Source organism: Sphingomonas sp. HITSZ_GF (assembly GCF_029543155.1).
Taxonomy (GTDB): Bacteria; Pseudomonadota; Alphaproteobacteria; order Sphingomonadales; family Sphingomonadaceae; genus Sphingomonas.
Genome location: NZ_JARQXA010000006.1, coordinates 18448 through 36755 on the forward strand (window position 1 = coordinate 18448; position 18308 = coordinate 36755).

An 18308-nucleotide genomic window follows, 5' to 3' on the forward strand; every position below is an offset into this window, starting at 1 on the left:
GGGATCGGGTCAGTCGAAGGCGAGAACCTCGGGCCGGCGCGCGAGATAGGCGCGCGAGGGATCCTCGAGCGGGAAGCCGTTGGCACCGAGCCGGGCGAGCAGCAGCCGGACGATCGCGAAGCTCTGCGTGCTGGTGGCGATCGATTCGGGGCGGTTGAGCCAGACCTCGGAGACGACCAGCTTCTTGCCCAGCCGCTCGACCCGGCCATCGCCGCACAGGCTGGCGACGCGGCGGCGCACCGTCGCCTCGGGCAGGCCCAGGGCGCGGGCCACGGCGCTGGTGCGCACCGGCGGGCGCAGATCGGGCGGCGGCGCGTTGCGGCCGTCGGCATAGAGGCGGGACAGCGCCTGGTCGCGATTGAGCAGCCGCGAATTGGCGCAGTAGATCGTCGAGAACACCACCAGTTCGAGCCAGTCGCCATGGACGCGGCGATTGCTGTCGATCACCGCCAGCATCATGTCGATCGCCGCCTGGACGCCGGCCGAATGGTGATAGGGGCGAGCGCTGCCGACTTCGGGCATCGGCACCCCGGCATAAGCGAGATCGGCGACGAAGCGCACTGCCGCATCGTGCATCAGCGTGGAGAAGGCGACCAGCTCGGGCCGGGCCAGCTCGGCCGGGCTGGCATGGACACCGCTGTCACCGCGCGTGCACCAGCCGGCATCGACCAGGGCATGGACGTGGCGACGGACAGTTTCGTACGGGCGCGACAGCGACATGGCGAGCGAATGGGCCGAGATGCCGGTGGGCGGCGGCTGGCCTTCCTGCTCGAAGCCATAGGTGTCGCGGGTGATCAGCGCGAAGATGGTGACCCGATCGAGATCGCCGTCGAACAGGCGCATCGCATGGGCGAGAATCGTCGTCTGCAACTCGGAAAGTAGCCGTGTCATCAGGCGGATCGGCGGCGGGTCGAGTGGTAGATGGGTCGGCATCTTCTCCCCGATATCTGGGGGACGGTAACGCAGGCGGAAAGATGGTTAACACCCGAATCGCCATTTTGAGTAGAAGGAATCCGTGGTTTTGCACGGGGTTGGCGTGATTTGCATGGTTCTGTGAACAATCGGCCGCACAGTGCCGGGCGCGGCACGGCCTTTTGCGCACGGCAACGAGGTTTAGCGCTCTATCGCGATCGCGGGACTCAAGGCGGGTTCGGCCTCGGTCTGGACCTCGATCGCCAGGATCGGCGCCGACAGCAGCAGCGCCGCGAGGATCGCATAGACGACGGAAGACAGTTTCACGGACATCGGCCGGCTCCACTGCGATTGCCCGGCCCGCCGGTGCCGCCGCATCGGCGAGGCATCCAGGGCATGGCCATGCCAACATCAATGAATGGCGCGGCAAATGGCTCCGCCGCTAGGCTGTTTTCGGCAAGGGAGGGCCGGCGATGCGCGGAGCGGGATGGGGGATCGGGCTGGCGGTGCTGCTGGCGGCGTCACCGGCGATGGCACAGACCACCCCCGGGGCAACACCTCCGCCAGCACCCGCGCCGTGCCGCCAGGTAGGCGATGTGCCCGTGCTGGTGATCGACGCGGACAGCGCCGCGCGGCTGGGAGCGATCGGGCTCGATCGCGCGGCGATCTTCGCCCAGATGCACGAGACCTCGATCCCCGAGACTTCGGGCTGCTGGGCAGATCCGACGGGCAATTTCGACGGACAGCTGATCTCGGTCGGCATGTCGCAGTGGAATTTCGGAACGGGCAGCCTGCAGCCGCTGCTCAAGGCGTGGAAAAAGGGGCAGCGCCGTTTCGGGCACGCGCGCAAGGCGCTGATGCCGGCCTATGGCAGGACGCTCTTCTCGCGTGACTGCCTGGCGGTGCCGGTGAAGGGCAAGTGCCGCGCAAGGATCCTGGCGGCGCACGGCCCCGACGGAAAGCTGAACCCGGTGATCCGCGGCGAGCTGGCCGCGCTGTTCGAGAGCGACGGCATGATGCAGGTGCAGCTCGACGCCTATCTGGTGCTGCTCGAAGGGGTGCGCCAGGACCTGTTGCGCGTGTTTCCCGGCCAGCCGATCACGCCGCGCAAGGTGCGCTGGGCAGTCGACACCAAGGTGCAGCAGGGCGGCTTCCCGCTCGACGAGGATCTGGCGCGGCTGCGGCGCAAGCTGGCGGCGATGCCGGAGGGCGAACGCTGGGACCGGCTGGCGGCGATCTTCCAATGGTATGGCGCGCTGGCGCGCAGCATCGACCAGGACGGGGTGCAGCGCGACTGGACTTGGAACGTCGATCGCTGGCGCTGCATGCTCGAGACGCGGCGGATCGATCCCGAGCAATATGAGATGCTCCATCTCACCTTCCTGCGGAGCCGTACCGCGATCGGCAATTCGGGCCGGTGGCAGGCGCTGACCTTCGAAAGGCGCGCGAAAATCATTCTTGGGGTGGGCAGCGTCGCCGGCAAGACGGACGGAGAATGTTTGCGCTGACCCCTTGGAACCGGCGGCCCGGCCAGCCATTACGTGACGGGAACATTTATCCGGAGTGTGGGCAATGCGCGGTCTTGTGATGGTAGCGGGTTTGTTGGCGGTGGCAGGCTGCGCGAGCCCGGAGAAGGAGGCCCGCTACATGGCCGGCCATTTCCGCGCCCAGGCCGACCTGAAGATGGCCGACGGCACCGATGTCGGCAAGGCAGTGGCCGAGGAAGTCGACGGCGCGATCCGCGTGATGGTGGAAGTGCACGGCATGACCAAGGGCGTGCACGGCACCCATGTCCACACCGTCGGCAAGTGCGAGGGGCCGGACTTCGCCAGCGCCGGCGGCCATTGGAACCCGACCGCGCACCAGCACGGCAAGGACAATCCGATGGGCCCGCATGCGGGCGACATGCCCAATCTCTCGGTGGGCGAGGACGGCCGCGACCGCACGATCTTCACGCTGCCGGGCGGCACCTATCAGGGGCTGATGGACGAGGACGGCGCCGCGCTGGTCGTCCATGCCACGGCCGACGACTACAAGACCGATCCCTCGGGCAATTCGGGCGGGCGCATCGCCTGCGGCGTCTTCCACGCGATGTGAGGAAGACCGGGGGCGTGGCTTCGGTGCTGTTCGTGTGCCTGGGCAATATCTGCCGTTCGCCGCTTGCCGAGGGCGCGTTGCGGGCGGCGGCGACGCGTGCCGGGATCGACCTGACCGTGGATTCGGCGGGGACCGGCGGCTGGCACGCCGGCGAGCCGCCCGACCGCCGGGCGCAGGCGGCGGCGCGGCGGCACGGCACCGATATCTCCGGGCTGCGGGCGCGGCAGGCGCGCGCGGAAGATTTCCGCCGCTTCGACTATGTGCTGGCGCTCGACACGCAGAACCTGCGCGACCTGGCTGCGATCCGCCCGGCGGATGCGACCGCCGAGCTGGGGCTGCTGATGGATTATGTGCCCGGCCGCGAGGGCAGCTCGGTCGCCGATCCCTATTATGGCGACGACAGCGACTTCGACGTGACGTGGGGCGATGTGAGCGCAGCGGCCGAGGCGCTGGTGGCGCGGATCAGCCGCTGAGCGCCTGCCAGCCGGCGGCCATGCCCGGGAACCACATCCGGGTGGCGAAGAACCAGGTCGCCAGCAGGATGAAGGCGGATGCGCCGAGCAGCAGCGCGGCGGCGGCATAGCGCAGCGCCGGCGCAGTGCCGGTACGGCGCGCGCGGAGGAACAGCTCCGCAATGGCGAGATTGGGCAGGTAGAAGGCGAAGTCCATCGCCAGATCGAATCCCCCCCGGAAATCGGGCGTATGGCCCGCCTTGCCGAAGGCGAGGAACCAGAAGCCATAGTCCATCCGGTAGAGCCAGGAACCGATCGCCAGCGCGAACAGGCGGATCGCCCAGGCGCGATGCCGCTCGATCCGGCGGGCGCGAGCATGGGCATAGGCGAGGCCGGCGCACAGCACCATCAACGCGCCGTAGATGCCGAAGCCGATATCCATCGCCGGGCCGCCGATCGTGCCACGGGTGGCGATGAAGACCAGCCCGCCGGTGCCGGCGAGCGCGGCGGAGAGGACGTAAAGCCGGCCGAGCCAGCGATGCAGCGCCGGCACCCGGTTGCGGATCGCGGCGACGAGCTGGACCGGGCCGAGCAGCAGCAGCGTTCCGCCTGTGACGAAATGCGCGCCGATCGCCAGCGTGGCAGCCAGGTTGGCGCTGTGGAGATTGGGCAGCGTCTCGTTCCAGCGGCCGGCCGCGCCGCCCGCGGCGGTGCCGCCGTAAAAGGCGAGGATGAAGGCGCCGAACAGCCCGGCGCTGACCCAGCTCGCGGCGACGAGCAAGATCGCGGCCCCGCGCAGCGCCGCCTCGCCCGTGCGCGACGACGGCCTTGCCGCCACATCCGCCAGTGTCGCCACGCTCCAACTCCTTCACCCCGGCCGCCGCGCGGGCGGCCCCCCATGGAGAGCATAGGGCCTGGCCGGTGCCGCCGCCAGCTTGGCGCGCGTGACGGGCGGCAAGTGCGGGGTTGCCCACGCCATGCTTCATTTGCGGTTTGGCGGCGCGCCAGATACATCCTCAAGTCGCTTGAGGAGCAATCGCCAATGGGTCTGACGATCTTCGCGCCCGTCGAACGCGAGGGGGACGACCGGTGACGGCCTATATCCTCTATCTGGGTGCCGCGCTTGCCGAGATCGGCGGATGCTTCGCATTCTGGGCATGGCTGCGGATGGACAAGTCGATCTGGTGGCTGGTGCCCGGCGTCGGATCGCTGATCGTCTTCGCCTATCTGCTCACGCTCGTCGATAGCGAGCATGCCGGGCGCGCCTATGCCGCCTATGGCGGCATCTACATCCTGTGCGCGATCTTCTGGCTCTGGCTTGCCGAGGGGACCGCGCCGGATCGGTGGGACATTATCGGCGTAGCGATCTGCCTGGCGGGATCGGCGGTGATCCTGCTGGGGCCGCGCGGGGGCGGGTGACGCGCGAACCAAGTCGCGGGCAAGCCTTTCCGTTACACCCCCGGCTTTCCCTCTGCGGGTAAGCCTGTATAACCGCCTCTCCGGGCGGGGGCCCAAGGGACGCTGAATGGCAAGAGCCGGTGCCGCCTGGCCCGATCATGGCGGAGAGACAGGGGAAATGCTGCGTGCCCCGGGCTTCGAGGCCCAGGGGCTCGGGCCCGTGGCCGAGTGGCCGGCCGAGCTGCGCGTGGCGATCGACCTGATGCTCGCTTCGCCCCAGCGCGCCTTCGTCACCTGGGGCGCCGACTACACCTTCTTCTACAACGACCGGATCCTCGACGCCTATCGCGACGAGAACAGCCGCATCTTCGGGCGCTCCTATCGCGACAGCTGGCCGAAGGTGTGGGAATCGGTGGGGCCCTATTTCGAGCGGGCCTATGCCGGCGAGGCGGTGCTGCGGCCCGGGCTGCACGTCGAGAGCGTGCGCGGCAATGGCGAGAAGATCGACATCCGCGTCGACCTGTCGATGACGCCGATCCGCGCGACCGACGGCAGGGTGCTGGGCATATTGGGCACCAGCGCCGACCGCACCGAGCATTACGAGATCCAGGCGCGCGAGCGCGAGGCCCGCGCCGGGCTGGAGGAGAAGACGCGGACGCTGGAAGTGGTGAATGCGGCGGGTGCCGAGATCACCGGCGAGCGCGACAGCGCGCGGGTGGCGCAGACCGCGGTGGACGCCGGGGTGGCGCTGATCGGCGCGAAATTCGGCGCCTTCTTCTACAACAATACCGATGAGGCCGAGGGCGAGCGCTACATGCTCTATGCGCTGGCCGGGGCACCGCGATCGGCCTTCGACAAGTTCCCGATGCCGCGGATCACCAAGCTGTTCGAGCCGACCTTTGCCGGAACCGGCATCATCCGCGTCGACGACATCACTGCGGACGAACGCTATGGCCTGGCCGGGCCGTTCCACGGCATGCCCAAGGGGCACCTGCCGGTGCGCTCCTATCTGGCGGTGCCGGTGCGCACGCCGGCGGGCGACGTGATCGGCGGGCTGCTCTACGGCCATCCCGAGCCCGGCATGTTCGGCGCGGCGGCCGAGGCGAGCCTGGCGAGCCTGGCCGGCCAGGCGGCACTGGCGATGGACAATGCCCGGCTGTTCGAGACGGTGGCGCGAGAGCTGGTCCGCCGCGCCCAGGCCGAGGAAGAGCTGCGCGTGCTCAACGAGCGGCTGGAGATCCGCGTGGCTGAGGCGCTGCTCGAGCGCGAGGCGGCGTTCGCGGCGCTCCAGCAGGCGCAGAAGATGGAGACGATCGGCAAGCTGACCGGCGGCGTGGCGCACGACTTCAACAACCTGCTCCAGGTGATCTCCGGCAATCTCCAGCTGCTCGCGCGCGACGTGCAGGGTCAGGAGAAGCCCGAGCGCCGCGTCGCCAATGCGCTGGCGGGCGTGCAACGCGGATCGAAGCTGGCCAGCCAGCTGCTCGCCTTTGGCCGGCGCCAGCCGCTCGAGCCGCGGGTGCTCAATGTCGGGCGCTTCCTGGGCGGGATGGAGGACATGCTGCGCCGCGCGCTGGGCGAGGCGATCGGGATCGAAGTGATCACGTCGGGCGGGCTGTGGAACTGCCAGGCCGACCCGACCCAGCTCGAGAATGCGATCCTCAACCTGGCGATCAACGCGCGCGACGCGATGGGCGGAGCGGGCAAGCTGACGATCGAGGCGGCCAACGCCTCGCTCGACGACGACTATACCCACCGGCTTGAGGATGTGCCGCCCGGGCAATATGTGATGCTGGCGGTGACCGATACCGGCAGCGGCATCGCGCCCGAATTAATCGAGCAGGTCTTCGAACCCTTCTTCTCGACCAAGCCCGAGGGGCAGGGATCGGGGCTGGGGCTGTCGATGGTCTATGGCTTCGTCAAGCAGTCGGGCGGCCATGTGAAGATCTATTCGGAGATCGGCCACGGCACCACGGTGAAGCTGTACCTGCCGCGGGTGCGCAAGCGCGAGGAAGTGCTGGTTGCGTCGCATGAGACGGTGCCGATGCGCGGCGGCACCGAGACGATCCTGGTCGCCGAGGACGATCCCGACGTGCAGGCGACGGTGGTCGAGCTGCTCACCGAGCTGGGCTATACGGTGCTGCGCGCCAATGACGCGACCAGCGCCTTGAGCGTGATCGAGAGCGGGATGGCGATCGACCTGCTGTTCACCGACGTGGTGATGCCGGGGAGCCTGAAGAGCCCCGAGCTGGCGCGGCTTGCGCGGGCGCGGCTTCCCGAACTCGCGGTGCTGTTCACCTCGGGCTATACCGAGAACGCGATCGTCCATGACGGGCGGCTGGATGCCGGGGTGGAGCTGCTCTCCAAGCCCTATTCGCGCGAGCAGCTTGCCAGGAAGGTGCGCGCGGTGCTGGAGGCGAAGGCCGCGAAGAAGGGCTAGGCCTCGAGCGGATAGCGCTCCACCGCCTCGTAGCGCGCGGCTTCGTGGCCGAGATGGCTTTCGAACAGGTAGAAATGCGCGAGCGGGAAGGCCGGGCTGGCGAGGCCGGCATGCGCCTCGACGAAGCGGGCGACGGCTTCGCCCGGCGCGTTCATCCGGGCAAGCGTGACGTGCGGGAGATAGGCGCGGCGCTCCGGGGCGAGGCCCGCGCGGACCAGCGCCTGGTCGATCTTGCGGTGGAGGCCGGCCAGCCCCTCCCTGGGGCGGACCCCGGCCCAGACCGCGTTGACCCGGCCGCGCGTGTCGAAGGTGCCGACGCCGTCGAGCGCGACTTCGAGCGGCGGCCAGCGGACCGCGGAGAGCGCGAGCGCGGCATCCTCGGCGGCGCGCTCGTCGACCTCGCCGATGAAGCGCAGCGTGATGTGGAGCTGTTCGTCCTCCTGCCAGCGCGCGCCGGGAATGCCGCCCATCAGCGCGAGCAGCTGGGCACGGATGGCGGCGGGCGGGCGAAGGCCGACGAACAAGCGGAGCATGCCCCCCGCGGTAGCCTGCCCGGTTTCGCTTGAAAACACCCCGTCTGAGGGCGATATTACACCGTGACCGGCACGGGCCGGGAAAAGGAGTTTCAAATGGCGAATTGGTCGGATCCCCGGACGGGCGCCTATGTGACCGCCGGCGCGGGTGCGGATGCACGCGACGCGGGGCTCAGGTCGTACATGCTGTCCGTCTATAATTACATGGCGTCGGGCGTGCTGCTGACGGGTTTCGTTGCGCTGCTGTTCGCCAAGAGCGGCGCGATCGCGTCGCTGTTCACCGAAGTCGCCACCGCGCGCGGCGTGGGCATCGCGCCCAACCTGCTCGGCTGGATCGTGATGCTGGCCCCGCTCGGCATCGTTCTGGTGATGAGCTTCGGCCAGCGCAGCCTGTCCACCCCGGCGATGCAGGTTCTGTACTGGGTCTATGCCACGGTGATGGGCCTGTCGCTGTCGACGATCTTCCTCCAGTACACCGACAGCTCGATCGCGCAGGTGTTCTTCGGCACCGCCGCCGGTTTCGCCGGCCTGAGCCTGTGGGGCTACACCACCAAGCGCGACCTTTCGGGCTTCGGCACCTTCCTGATCATGGGCCTGGTGGGCCTGATCGTTGCGTCGATCGTCAACCTGTTCGTCGGCTCGGGCCCGCTGAGCCTGGCGATCAGCGTGATCGGCGTGCTGCTGTTCGCGGGCCTGACCGCCTATGACACGCAGAAGATCAAGAGCATGTACTTCTACGTCCAGGGCACGGACGTGGTGGGCAAGGCGGTGGTGATGGGCGCGCTGACGCTCTACCTCGACTTCATCAACATGTTCCTGTTCCTGCTGCGCCTGTTCGGCAGCCAGCGGAACTAAGTTCCGACATCGGACGAGAGAAAGCACGGCCCGGCGGGGAAACTCGCCGGGCCGTTTTCTTTTGCGCCCGGGCGACCGGAGCGCGGGAACACGAATCGCGGGGCGTTCGTTTCAGCAGGGCAACGCTCAGGAGAGTGAAGTCATGGAAGCGAACCCGATCGACCCGGCTCTGGACCATATGTCGGTGGCACCGGGACCCGACGAAGATACCAACCGTCCGCTCGCGCACGCGGCGGATGCGGGCACCGACGAATCGATCGCCGAACGGCTCTACCGCAACCCGGAGAGCAAGGAAGCGCGGCTCGACCGGGCGCTCGACGAGTCGATGGACGCGTCGGACCCGCCCGCATCGACCCAGCCGGTGCACAACCATAGCCATAGCGAGCTTCCCGAAAGCTCGGGCTACGATCCCAAGGCCGAGGCCAAGCTGGCCAAGGGCGAGGAACAGGGCGTGATCGGCAAGATCCTGTCGAAGATCGGCCTGGGCTAAGCCCGGAATGGCGGCTTCGCCCGCGTCCGGCTGGCGCGCCAACATCGTCATCTACGCGGCGCTCGCCGCAAACCTCGGAATCGCGGTCGCCAAGTTCGTGGCGGCCGCGATTACCCTGTCGTCGTCGATGCTCACCGAAGGCGTGCACAGCCTGGTCGATACGGGCAACCAGGGGCTGCTGCTCTACGGCCAGCACCGCGCCAAGCGCGCGCCCGACCGCGACCATCCGTTCGGCTATGGCCGCGAGCTCTATTTCTGGGCCTTCATCGTCGCCATCCTGATCTTCGGGCTGGGCGCTGGCGTATCGGTCTATGAAGGCTGGAAGCACATCAGCGAGCCCGAGCCGCTGCACGACCCGACGATCAACTATATCGTGCTCGCCATCGCCTTCGCGCTCGAAGGGACGAGCTGGTGGATCGCGATGCGCGAGTTCGCCAAGTCCAAGGGCGAGCATGGCTGGTGGCAGGCGATCCGCGATTCCAAGGATCCGTCGGGCTTCATCGTGCTGTTCGAGGATTCGGCGGCGCTGGCCGGGCTGGTCGTCGCCGGCATCGGCGTATGGGCAAGCCATCACTGGGGCGATCCGCGCATCGACGGCTGGGCATCGATCGTGATCGGCGTGATCCTGGCCGCAGTGGCGAGCCTGCTCGCGCGCGAATCCAAGGGGCTGCTGATCGGCGAGCGGGCGAATCTCGACATGGTGGCGCATATCCGCGCGCTGCTCGAGGCCGAGCCCTGCATCACCCATGTGAACCATGTCCGCACAATCCACACCGCGCCCGACCGCATCTTCGTGGCGATCAGCGCCGACTTTTCCGACGCGCTGCCGATGGGCGAGGCGGAAAGCCTGATCGAGCGGATCGAACAGCGGCTGAAGGCTGCCGAGCCCAAGCTCAGCTCGATCTATATCCGGCCGGAGAAGCAGGAAGACGCGGTGGACGCGGTGGCGATGGGGTGAGGCTGATTTCTCACGCAGAGGCGCAGAGAAAGCCCGTCTGCGGCAAAATCCGTCATCCCGGCGCAAGCCGGGATCTCATGCCGTGTCGCGCCCTCGCCTGAGATCCCGGCTTTCGCCGGGATGACGGTCCGTTGACAGCCTTCGTGGCTTATTGGCGCCACGCCTTCGCGTGAATCAAATTTCCCCCACCAGCCATTCCCGGAACGCCTGCATTGCCGGGCTGGGCGTGCGCGACTGGAGCCAGGTGAGCCAGTAGCGGCCGGTGCTGACTTCGAGTGCGAAGGGGCGGACGAGGCGGCCTTCGGCGAGATGGCGCGAGAGCATCGCCGGCGGGGCGAGTGCGATGCCGAGTCCCTGGATCGCTGCCTCTGCCATGCCGAGCGAAGTATCGAACACCGGGCCGCGCAGCGTGGGCGGCGTGATCCCCGCCGCGGCGAACCAGCGCGGCCATTCGTCGGCGCGATAGGAGCGCAGCAGCGGCAGGGCTAGCAGGCCCGCCGGCGCGGAGAGGCCGGCGGCCAGTTCGGGCGTGCAGAGCGGCGTCAGCGGCGTCTCGATCAGCGGTACCGCCTCGGTGCCGTGCCAGGCGCCCGCGCCGAAGCGGATCGCATAGTCGAGCCCCTCGCCGGCAAGGTCGACGCGGTTGTTGTTGGTGAACAGGCGCAAGTCGATGCGCGGATGCGCGGCGTGGAAGCCGGGCAGGCGCGGCAGCAGCCAGCCGGTGGCGAAGGTGCCGACCGCAGCGACGGAGAGAAGTTGCGCGGCGGTGCCGCTGGCGATCCCCTCGACCAGTTCGGCGATGCGATCGAAGCTGTCGCCCAGCGCCGGCAACAGCGCCTGCCCCTCGTCGGTGAGCGCCAGCCCGCGCGGCAGGCGGCGGAAGAGCTGCGCGCCGAGCCGCTCCTCGAGCCCCTTCACCTGATGGCTGATCGCCGCCTGGGTCACGCACAGCTCGATCGCGGCGCGGGTGAAGCTGAGATGCCGGGCCGAGGCCTCGAAGGCGCGCAGGGCGTTGAGGGGGAGGTGAGGGCGGACCATGCGGCACCGAGCATAAGAAAAGCTAATGGCTCGCGCCAGCTTTGATCCTTTGTGCGCAGGCCGCACCGCGGCTTACTTCTTCCGCCGCATCGACAAGGGAGATGAACGATGAAGCTCGATCGGCGGACATTTGGCGGGACCTTGCTGCTGGGCGGGGGCGCCGCACTGGCCGGGTTTCCGGGGACTGCGGAGGCGGTGGGCGCGCAGCGCAAGCTGCGTGCGACAGTGGTGCTCGACGCCGCGAGCGGGCGGGCGCTGCACCGTTCCGGCGCCTGCGCGACGCGTTTCACGCCCTGCTCGACCTTCAAGGTTCCGCTGGCGCTGATGGGCTTCGACAGCGGCGTGCTGATCGACGCACACCATCCGGCCTGGGACTATGACCCCAAGCGCCACGCCGCGCACCGCGACGTCGAGCGCGCGCGCACCGATCCCACGCGCTGGGAAGCGGAGTCGGTGGTCTGGTATTCGCAGGAGCTTACCCGCAAGCTGGGGATGCAGCGCTTCCAGGCCTATGTCGACCGCTTCGGCTATGGCAATCGCGACCTGCGCGGCACGCCCGGCAAGGGCGACGGGCTGACCCGCGCCTGGCTGGGCAGCTCGCTCACCATCTCGCCCGACGAGCAGGTGGCGTTCCTGCGGCGGATGCTGGCGCACAGGCTGGTTTCGGCGCGGGCGCATGCCGAAGCGGAGCGGATCATCCCCGCATTCACCGGCAGCGGCGGCTGGCATGTGCGCGGCAAGACCGGCAGCGGCGCGCTGCCCGACGGCAGCCTGCTCGGCTGGTTCGTCGGCTGGGCGGACAAGGGCGGAAAGCGCATCGTCTTCGCACGGTTCGGTGCGGGCGCGGGCATGTCGAGCGCGGGCGGCAGGCAGATGCGCGCGGCGCTGCTCGCCGAGATCGGCGGCCTGGCGGGGGTGTAGCCCGGCGCGGAGACCGGGTAAGGGCGCGGCATGCTGATCGCCGCGCTCGCCTGGCTCCTGCTCATCAACTTGTGGACGGTGCTGCGCTTCTGGCAGGACAAAAGCCGCGCGATCGCGGGCGCACGGCGGATCCCGGAGGCCGACCTGCTATGGCTGGCGCTGCTCGGCGGCTCGCCCGGCGCGTTCGCGGCGCGGCACCTGTTCCGGCACAAGACGCGCAAGCAGCCCTTCTCACTGTACCTGATGCTGATCGCGGTGGCGCAGGCCGGGGCGGCGATCGGATTGGGGGTTTACGAGATCCGCTTATACCCATAGGGGGTATGGGTATGGCTCATCTTTCCCATGACAATGGCGCGCTGTTGGCGCGCGTGCGCCGCATCGGCGGGCAGGTCGGCGCGGTCGAGCGGGCGCTGCAGGGCGATGCCGGCTGCATCGAAGTGCTCCAATTGGTCGCTGCCGTGCGCGGCGCGGTGAACGGGCTGCTCGACGAGATCATCGCCGATCATCTCGAGGCGCATGTCGCGGCCCCCGGGCTGAGCGATGCCGAGCGGGCGCAGGGCGCCGAAGAGCTGCTGGCGGTGATCCGCCGCTATTCGAAATAGGATATCCGATGGCGACGCTTCCCGAGATCGATGCGCTGGCGCACGAGCATGTGTTCCTGGGCGCCGCGCATGACGACAATGCGCGGCGGACCCTGTGGGTGGTGCTGCTCACTGCGGTGATGATGGTGGGCGAGATCATCGCCGGATACTGGACCGGATCGATGGCGCTGCTCGCCGACGGCTTCCACATGGCGACGCATGCCGGGGCGCTGGCGGTGGCGGCCGCCGCCTATGCCTATGCGCGCAAACATGCACGGAGCCCGGCCTACAGCTTCGGCACGGGCAAGGTGGGTGACCTGGCCGGCTTCGCCTCGGCGATCGTGCTGGGGCTGATCGCGCTGGCGATCGGCGTGGAATCGGTGCTGCGGCTGTTCGAGCCGATCACCGTGGCGTTCGGCGAGGCGGCGATCGTCGCGGTGCTGGGGCTGGCAGTGAACCTGGCGAGCGCGGTGCTGCTCGGGCACGGGCATCATCACGGGCACGACCACCACCATGATCATGACCATGGCCACCATCACCACCATGGTCACGGGCACGACAACAACCTGCGCTCGGCCTATGTCCATGTGCTCGCCGATGCGCTGACGTCGGTGCTGGCGATCGCGGCGCTGCTTGCCGGACGCTATCTCGGCTGGGGGTGGATGGACCCGGCGATGGGGATCGTCGGCGCGGTGGTGATCGCGCGCTGGTCGTGGACCTTGATGCGCGACACCGCGGCGGTGCTGCTCGACCGGACCGACGCGCATGTCGCCGGGGAAGTGCGCGAATTGCTCGGCGATGTGCAGCTGGTCGACCTGCATGTGTGGCGGGTAGGCCCCGAGGCGCGAGCGGCGATCGTCAGCGTGACCGGGCTGGATGCCGAGACGGTGCGCGCCCGGCTGGCGCCGGTGCACGAACTGGCGCACCTCACCGTCGAGTGCCGCTGACGCCGCACCCGGCCGAAACCGGGTGCGGTGTACGGGCGCTCAGTCGATCGCGAAGATGCCCTGCGCCTCGAGCCGGGCGATCGCGTCCTTCATGTGCTGGAGCTGCTCGGGCGGATGGCCCTGCCATTCGGCGACTTCGCCGGTGACGCGCAGCGGATCGCGCGAGCGATAGGAGAGGGTGGGATTGCCGGGGAATTTCTGGTCGGTGAGGTTGGGATCGTCGATAAACGCCCCGGTCGGCTCGACGATGTAGATGCGCGCGCGGCCTTCGCCCCGTGCCAGTTCCGCGCCCCAGATCGCGGCTTCGAGCGTGCCGGCGAAATAGACCCAGGGGGCGGCCTTGCGGTGGCCGTAGTTCGAACTGTAGCCGGCGGCGATCAGGTCGCCGGCCGCCAGGTACGCGCGGGTGCCGTGGTAATAGATCATGTGCCTGTTCCCTCGTCTGCGAATCGAGGGCGGCTTCATGGAACAGGGACCCCGGCTTGCCGCAAGCCCGGTTCCGGGTTAGACAATGATAGTGGGAAGAGACGCTTCGACTCGAGGCGCCCCCGCAGCTCCTATTTCTTGAGGATATCCAGCGCCGCCGCGGTCATCGCCTCGGTGGCGGTGCCGACGACCTGCTCGGCATCGGGCGCCCAATAGGCGCTGTGGAGCGAGGGCAGCGGCTTCTTGCCATTGTCCGAGGCTGCCCATTTGTCGGCCGGCACGCCGCCGACCCAGAAGATCAGGCTCTGGATCTTCTCGTCCGCCAGCCAGTAGCGGCCGAAATCCTCGCCGCCCATCACCGCGCGCGTCTCGACCACGCGGTCCTTGCCGAAGCGGGCGGTCCACAGCGCCTTCATCCGGTCGGTGAGCGGCTGGGTGTTGAAGGTGGCGGGGGTGAAATTGTCGCGTACCTTGATCTCGGGCATGCGGTCCTCGGGGACGCCGGCGGCGATCGCCTCGCCCTTCGCGATGCGGGCGATGCCGTCGAGCAGCTGCTTGCGCACCTCGGGCTTGAAGCTGCGCACGGTGAGCAGCATCGTCACGTCGCTGCCGATGATGTTGTGCGTCGAGCCGCCCTTGATCATGCCGACGGTGACCACCGCGGCTTCTTGCGGGTCGACTTCGCGGCTGACCAGCGTCTGGAGCGAGGTGACGATGCGCGCGGCGAGGACGATCGGGTCCTTGGTGGTCTGCGGATAGGCGCCGTGCCCGCCGACGCCCTTCACCTGGATGTCGACCGAATCGACGTTCGCCAGCGCATAGCCGGCGGTCACGCCGATCTGGCCGGCGGGCTGGCTGGCGCTGTCATGGAAGGCGAGCGCATATTGCGGCCGGGGGAAGCGGGTGAACAGCCCGTCGTCGAGCATCGCCTTGGCGCCCATGCCGCGCTCCTCGGCGGGCTGGGCGATCATGACCAGGGTGCCGTGCCACTTGGCCTTCATTGCCGCGAGGTTGCGCAGCGTGCCGATCCAGCTCGCCATGTGCGTATCGTGCCCGCAGGCATGCATCACGCCGCTCTCGACGCCGTCGTCATTGGTGGTGCGAACGGTGGAGGCGAAGGGCAGGCCGGTCGCCTCGGTGACGGGCAGGCCGTCCATGTCGGCGCGGATCAGCACGACCGGGCCGGGGCCGTTCTCGAGCACCGCGACGACGCCGGTGCCGCCGACCTTCTCGGTGACCTTGTAGCCAGCCTTGCGCGCTTCCTCGGCGAGCTTGGCGGCGGTCTTCACTTCGTGGAGGCTGAGCTCGGGGTTCGAATGGAAGTCGCGGTAGAATTCCATGAGCTGGGGCAGCGCGGCCTGGGTCGCGTCGTGCACCGGATCGGCGAAGGAGGGCGTTGCCAGGCTCATCGCACTGGCGAGAAGAAGCGTTCGGAGCATTTGGTTCCCCCCTGCATGGAGCGGGGAGTGTCGCTTGGGGTGGGCGGGCTGTCAAACGCCCGCCCGCGATTTCAACCCGCCGGGATGAGTTCGATGACGTCGAGCTTGGATTCGAAACCCGGATAGGGGAGGACGAGGCGCCAGCGGCTTTCGCCGATGCGCTCGACATAACCGACCATGTTGCGGCGCGGATCGACACCGTAGCGCAGCGGCGCGGTCTCGTCGCCGAGGACGAGCGTGCCGACGAACATCGCCCGGGCATCGGTGTTGGGATAGATCAGCCCGTCCGGGCGCTGCTCGGTGCCGAGCTTCGAGAGATGCAGCGCGTCGCCGCGCGGGGTGATCCGGCACTGGGCGGTGGGATAGGCGGTGAAATAGCGCGTCACCGGCTGCTGCGAGCCGAGCTTGAAGGTGCGGCAGAGATAATTGCCCGCGGGCGGCATCGCCTGGCCCAGCGCGACGTCCGGATCGAAGAGCTGCGGATCGGCCGCGATCGCCGCCGGGTTCTCCGCCTTGGCGGGGGCGAGCGCATCGTCCCAGGCCTTGCGCCAGTTGCGCAGCCGATCGGCGTCATTGTCGGTGACGACCTTGCGCCAGCCCCAGCCGGCGGGCGGCTCGGTGCTGGTGGCGTCGCGATAGACGCTGCAGCCGGTGAGGCCGAGCGCGAGCAGCGCGGCGGCGGAGATCCCCTTCATCATGCCTTCGACCTTTAACTCCGATCAGGCGGCGGTCCAGCCGCCGTCGATCGAATAATTGGCGCCGGTGATCTGCGCCGCTTCGTCCCGGCAAAGGAAAAGCACCAGCGCGGCGACCTGTTCCGGCTGGACGAACTCCTTGGTGGGCTGCGCATCGAGCAGGACGTCGTTGATCACCTGCTCGCGGGTCATCCCGCGCGTCTTCATCGTGTCGGGGATCTGGTTCTCGACCAAAGGCGTCCAAACATAGCCGGGCGAGACGCAGTTGACGGTGATGCCCGAGGTGGCGACTTCGAGCGCGATCGTCTTGGTGAGGCCGGCGATCGCGTGCTTGGCCATCACATAAGCCGACTTGTTGGGGCTGGCGACCAGGCTGTGCGCCGAGGCGGTGGAAATCACCCGGCCCCATTTCTGCGCCTTCATGAACGGCACCGCGGCGCGCGTCATGTGCCAGGCCGAGGACATGTTGATCGCGATGATCGCGTCGAACTTCTCGGGCGGGAAATCCTCGATGGGGGAGACGTGCTGGATGCCGGCATTGTTGATGATGATGTGCGGGCCGCCCAGCTCGTCGTGGCAGCGCTTGACCATCGCCGCGATCTGATCGGGCCTGGTCATGTCGGCGGCGTCGTAGAGCGCCCTGGCGCCGCTGGTCGCCTCAAGCGCGGCGCGTTCCTTCTCGATCGCGGCGGCGTCGCCGAAGCCGTTGATCATCACGCTCGCGCCCTCGGCTGCCAGCGCCTTGGCATAGGCGAGGCCAATGCCCGAGGTGGAGCCAGTGATGATGGCGGACTTGCCCTTGAGGAACATGGGGGACTCCTTTTTGGCTAACTGCCGTCATTCCCGCGAAGGCGGGAATCCATTCGCGCTGCCGTTTCGTTCTTGTCGATGGGACAGCCACAATGGATCCCCGCCTGCGCGGGGATGACGAGGAAGGGGAAACGGGAAGAGCAGCTCATTTCTGCGTCAGGTCGAACGCGGCGGTGTGGCCGTCGAGGATGTTGCGGGCGACGATCTGGGCATTGGCCATGGTCTCGGCCACCGCGGCGCGGCCGGCCTGCCAATGCTCGTGCATCGAGCGCGCCGAGAATTCGAAGTCGCGCGAGCCGCCTTCCCAGGCATTGGCGCGGTAGATCAGCTGGACGAGGCTGACCGGATATTCGGAAACGCGCTGCCGGATCTCCTGAACCTCGGGATCGGCGAGCAACTCGGGCGGCAGCTTGTCGAGCAGGCGGCAGACCATCTGGCGCTCCTGGCGCAGGCGCATCCGCTCGTCCGAGACGGCGCGGGTGCGGCTGGAGAAGCGGATCTCCTTTTCGCGGGCGATCACGTCGGTGATCGTGCGCGGCAGCTCGTCGGCGGCGGGGAAGAGATCGACCTGGAAGATCAGCGTCGCCGCATCCTGGCGATCGAGGATGTGGGTGAGCGGGGTGTTCGAGACGAGGCCGCCGTCCCAATACCAGCAGCCGTCGATCTTGACCGGGGGCAGGCCCGGCGGGAGGGCGCCCGAGGCCATGATGTGGCGCGCGTCGAGCGTTTCGTCGCGGGTGTCGAAATAGCGGAAATTGCCGCTCTGCAGCTCGACCGCGCCGACCGAGAGGCGGACTGGGCCATGGTTGAGCAGGTCCCAGTCGACCAGGCCGTCGAGCGTCTCCTTGAGCGGAGCGGTGTCGTAGAAGCTCAGCGCCTCGGGCGTGCCGGGCACGGCGAAGCCGGGGGGAAGCAGGCGCGGGCGGAAGAAGCCGGGGACGCCGCCGAGCATGACCATGCCGGCGGCCCATTCATGGCTGAACTCGCGCGCGGCATCGTTCAGCGGCAGCGAGACGTCGGGCAGGGCGGAAGTCGCCTGGTCCCAGAAGGCCTTGATCGCGGCGAGGCGCTTCTCGGGCGGGTTGCCGGCAAACAGCGCGGCGTTGACCGCGCCGATCGAGATGCCCGCCACCCAATCGACTTCGATCCCGGCGGTGTGGAGTTCCTCGATCACGCCGGCCTGATAGGCACCCAGCGCACCGCCGCCTTGCAGTACCAATGCGACCGTATCCGGAAGCGGCAGGCCGGGCGCTTGGCGGCGGGGGCGTGACTCGGCGTCTGCCATGCCCCTGCCTTGGCCGAAACGCCGGGCGGAG

Annotated in this window: 22 protein-coding genes; 12 read left to right on the forward strand and 10 right to left on the reverse strand. The window is 68.5% G+C overall.

Annotated elements, in window-relative coordinates; all coding sequences use genetic code 11:
* Positions 1-9 precede the first annotated feature (9 nt).
* Both P6144_RS16740 and P6144_RS16745 read right to left on the reverse strand, forming a co-directional pair.
* Positions 10-933: a hypothetical protein gene (locus P6144_RS16740; protein ID WP_277768952.1), complete on the reverse strand. Its 924-nt coding sequence runs from the start codon at positions 931-933 to the stop codon at positions 10-12.
* 180 nt (positions 934-1113) lie between these two features.
* Positions 1114-1245 carry a hypothetical protein gene (locus P6144_RS16745; RefSeq protein WP_277768953.1) on the reverse strand — a complete coding sequence of 44 codons (132 nt, stop codon included), beginning with the start codon at positions 1243-1245 and terminating at the stop codon, positions 1114-1116.
* A 140-nt stretch (positions 1246-1385) separates the two neighbouring features.
* Between P6144_RS16745 and P6144_RS16750 the strand changes: the two genes are divergently transcribed.
* From P6144_RS16750 to P6144_RS16760, 3 genes are all read left to right on the forward strand, one after another.
* Entirely contained in the window at positions 1386-2420 is a 1035-nt protein-coding gene (locus P6144_RS16750) for a hypothetical protein (RefSeq protein WP_277768954.1), read from the forward strand.
* Positions 2421-2559: 139 nt separating this feature from the next.
* Positions 2560-3009 carry a superoxide dismutase family protein gene (locus tag P6144_RS16755; protein WP_277768955.1) on the forward strand — a complete coding sequence of 150 codons (450 nt, stop codon included), beginning with the start codon at positions 2560-2562 and terminating at the stop codon, positions 3007-3009.
* Entirely contained in the window at positions 3006-3482 is a 477-nt protein-coding gene (locus tag P6144_RS16760; RefSeq protein WP_277768956.1) for a low molecular weight protein-tyrosine-phosphatase, read from the forward strand. The genes P6144_RS16755 and P6144_RS16760 overlap by 4 nt, the downstream gene beginning before the upstream one ends.
* Here the strand turns inward: P6144_RS16760 and P6144_RS16765 are convergent.
* Positions 3472-4317 carry a DUF2306 domain-containing protein gene (locus P6144_RS16765; RefSeq protein WP_277768957.1) on the reverse strand — a complete coding sequence of 282 codons (846 nt, stop codon included), beginning with the start codon at positions 4315-4317 and terminating at the stop codon, positions 3472-3474. The genes P6144_RS16760 and P6144_RS16765 overlap by 11 nt on opposite strands.
* A gap of 233 nt (positions 4318-4550) precedes the next feature.
* On the opposite strand from P6144_RS16765, the gene P6144_RS16770 reads away from it, so the two are divergent.
* Both P6144_RS16770 and P6144_RS16775 read left to right on the forward strand, forming a co-directional pair.
* Complete coding sequence (locus P6144_RS16770; RefSeq protein ID WP_277768958.1) at positions 4551-4880, forward strand: YnfA family protein; 330 nt, start codon at positions 4551-4553, stop codon at positions 4878-4880.
* A gap of 106 nt (positions 4881-4986) precedes the next feature.
* Entirely contained in the window at positions 4987-7299 is a 2313-nt protein-coding gene (locus tag P6144_RS16775) for an ATP-binding protein (protein WP_277768959.1), read from the forward strand.
* Here the strand turns inward: P6144_RS16775 and thpR are convergent.
* Entirely contained in the window at positions 7296-7832 is a 537-nt protein-coding gene (gene thpR, locus P6144_RS16780; protein ID WP_277768960.1) for an RNA 2',3'-cyclic phosphodiesterase, read from the reverse strand. The two genes, P6144_RS16775 and thpR, sit on opposite strands and share 4 nt — an antisense overlap.
* A gap of 96 nt (positions 7833-7928) precedes the next feature.
* On the opposite strand from thpR, the gene P6144_RS16785 reads away from it, so the two are divergent.
* The 3 genes from P6144_RS16785 to P6144_RS16795 all read left to right on the forward strand — a co-directional run bounded on the left by P6144_RS16785 (position 7929) and on the right by P6144_RS16795 (position 10135).
* Entirely contained in the window at positions 7929-8687 is a 759-nt protein-coding gene (locus P6144_RS16785; RefSeq protein WP_277768961.1) for a Bax inhibitor-1/YccA family protein, read from the forward strand.
* Between the two features lie 142 nt (positions 8688-8829).
* Positions 8830-9177: a hypothetical protein gene (locus P6144_RS16790; RefSeq protein ID WP_277768962.1), complete on the forward strand. Its 348-nt coding sequence runs from the start codon at positions 8830-8832 to the stop codon at positions 9175-9177.
* 7 nt (positions 9178-9184) lie between these two features.
* Positions 9185-10135 (forward strand): cation diffusion facilitator family transporter, encoded by a 951-nt coding sequence (locus P6144_RS16795; protein ID WP_277768963.1) that lies wholly within the window; start codon positions 9185-9187, stop codon positions 10133-10135.
* 174 nt (positions 10136-10309) lie between these two features.
* Here the strand turns inward: P6144_RS16795 and P6144_RS16800 are convergent, their stop codons facing one another.
* On the reverse strand, positions 10310-11173 hold the full coding sequence (locus tag P6144_RS16800) for a LysR family transcriptional regulator (RefSeq protein ID WP_277768964.1): 864 nt from the start codon (positions 11171-11173) through the stop codon (positions 10310-10312).
* 108 nt (positions 11174-11281) lie between these two features.
* Here P6144_RS16800 and blaOXA point away from each other — a divergent pair, with 108 nt between their 5' ends.
* Genes blaOXA through dmeF form a run of 4 tightly spaced genes read left to right on the forward strand, consistent with a single transcriptional unit; the run spans position 11282 to position 13622 of the window.
* Positions 11282-12094: a class D beta-lactamase gene (gene blaOXA / locus P6144_RS16805; protein WP_277768965.1), complete on the forward strand. Its 813-nt coding sequence runs from the start codon at positions 11282-11284 to the stop codon at positions 12092-12094.
* A gap of 30 nt (positions 12095-12124) precedes the next feature.
* On the forward strand, positions 12125-12409 hold the full coding sequence (locus P6144_RS16810) for a DUF1294 domain-containing protein (RefSeq protein WP_277768966.1): 285 nt from the start codon (positions 12125-12127) through the stop codon (positions 12407-12409).
* A gap of 11 nt (positions 12410-12420) precedes the next feature.
* Positions 12421-12696, forward strand: coding sequence for a metal/formaldehyde-sensitive transcriptional repressor (locus tag P6144_RS16815; RefSeq protein WP_277768967.1), 276 nt, complete (start codon positions 12421-12423; stop codon positions 12694-12696).
* An 8-nt stretch (positions 12697-12704) separates the two neighbouring features.
* Positions 12705-13622: a CDF family Co(II)/Ni(II) efflux transporter DmeF gene (dmeF, locus tag P6144_RS16820; protein WP_277768968.1), complete on the forward strand. Its 918-nt coding sequence runs from the start codon at positions 12705-12707 to the stop codon at positions 13620-13622.
* A 39-nt stretch (positions 13623-13661) separates the two neighbouring features.
* Here the strand turns inward: dmeF and arr are convergent, their stop codons facing one another.
* The 5 genes from arr to P6144_RS16845 all read right to left on the reverse strand — a co-directional run bounded on the left by arr (position 13662) and on the right by P6144_RS16845 (position 18277).
* The gene (gene arr, locus P6144_RS16825) at positions 13662-14048 is read right to left on the reverse strand and encodes an NAD(+)--rifampin ADP-ribosyltransferase (RefSeq protein WP_277768969.1); all 387 of its coding nucleotides are present in this window, start codon (positions 14046-14048) and stop codon (positions 13662-13664) included.
* A gap of 131 nt (positions 14049-14179) precedes the next feature.
* On the reverse strand, positions 14180-15487 hold the full coding sequence (locus tag P6144_RS16830) for an amidohydrolase (protein ID WP_277768970.1): 1308 nt from the start codon (positions 15485-15487) through the stop codon (positions 14180-14182).
* A 71-nt stretch (positions 15488-15558) separates the two neighbouring features.
* Positions 15559-16185, reverse strand: a complete 627-nt coding sequence (locus tag P6144_RS16835; protein WP_277768971.1) for a DUF4893 domain-containing protein — start codon at positions 16183-16185, stop codon at positions 15559-15561.
* A gap of 21 nt (positions 16186-16206) precedes the next feature.
* Positions 16207-16992 carry a 3-hydroxybutyrate dehydrogenase gene (locus P6144_RS16840; RefSeq protein ID WP_277768972.1) on the reverse strand — a complete coding sequence of 262 codons (786 nt, stop codon included), beginning with the start codon at positions 16990-16992 and terminating at the stop codon, positions 16207-16209.
* A gap of 145 nt (positions 16993-17137) precedes the next feature.
* Positions 17138-18277 (reverse strand): patatin-like phospholipase family protein, encoded by a 1140-nt coding sequence (locus tag P6144_RS16845; RefSeq protein ID WP_277768973.1) that lies wholly within the window; start codon positions 18275-18277, stop codon positions 17138-17140.
* Positions 18278-18308 lie beyond the last annotated feature (31 nt).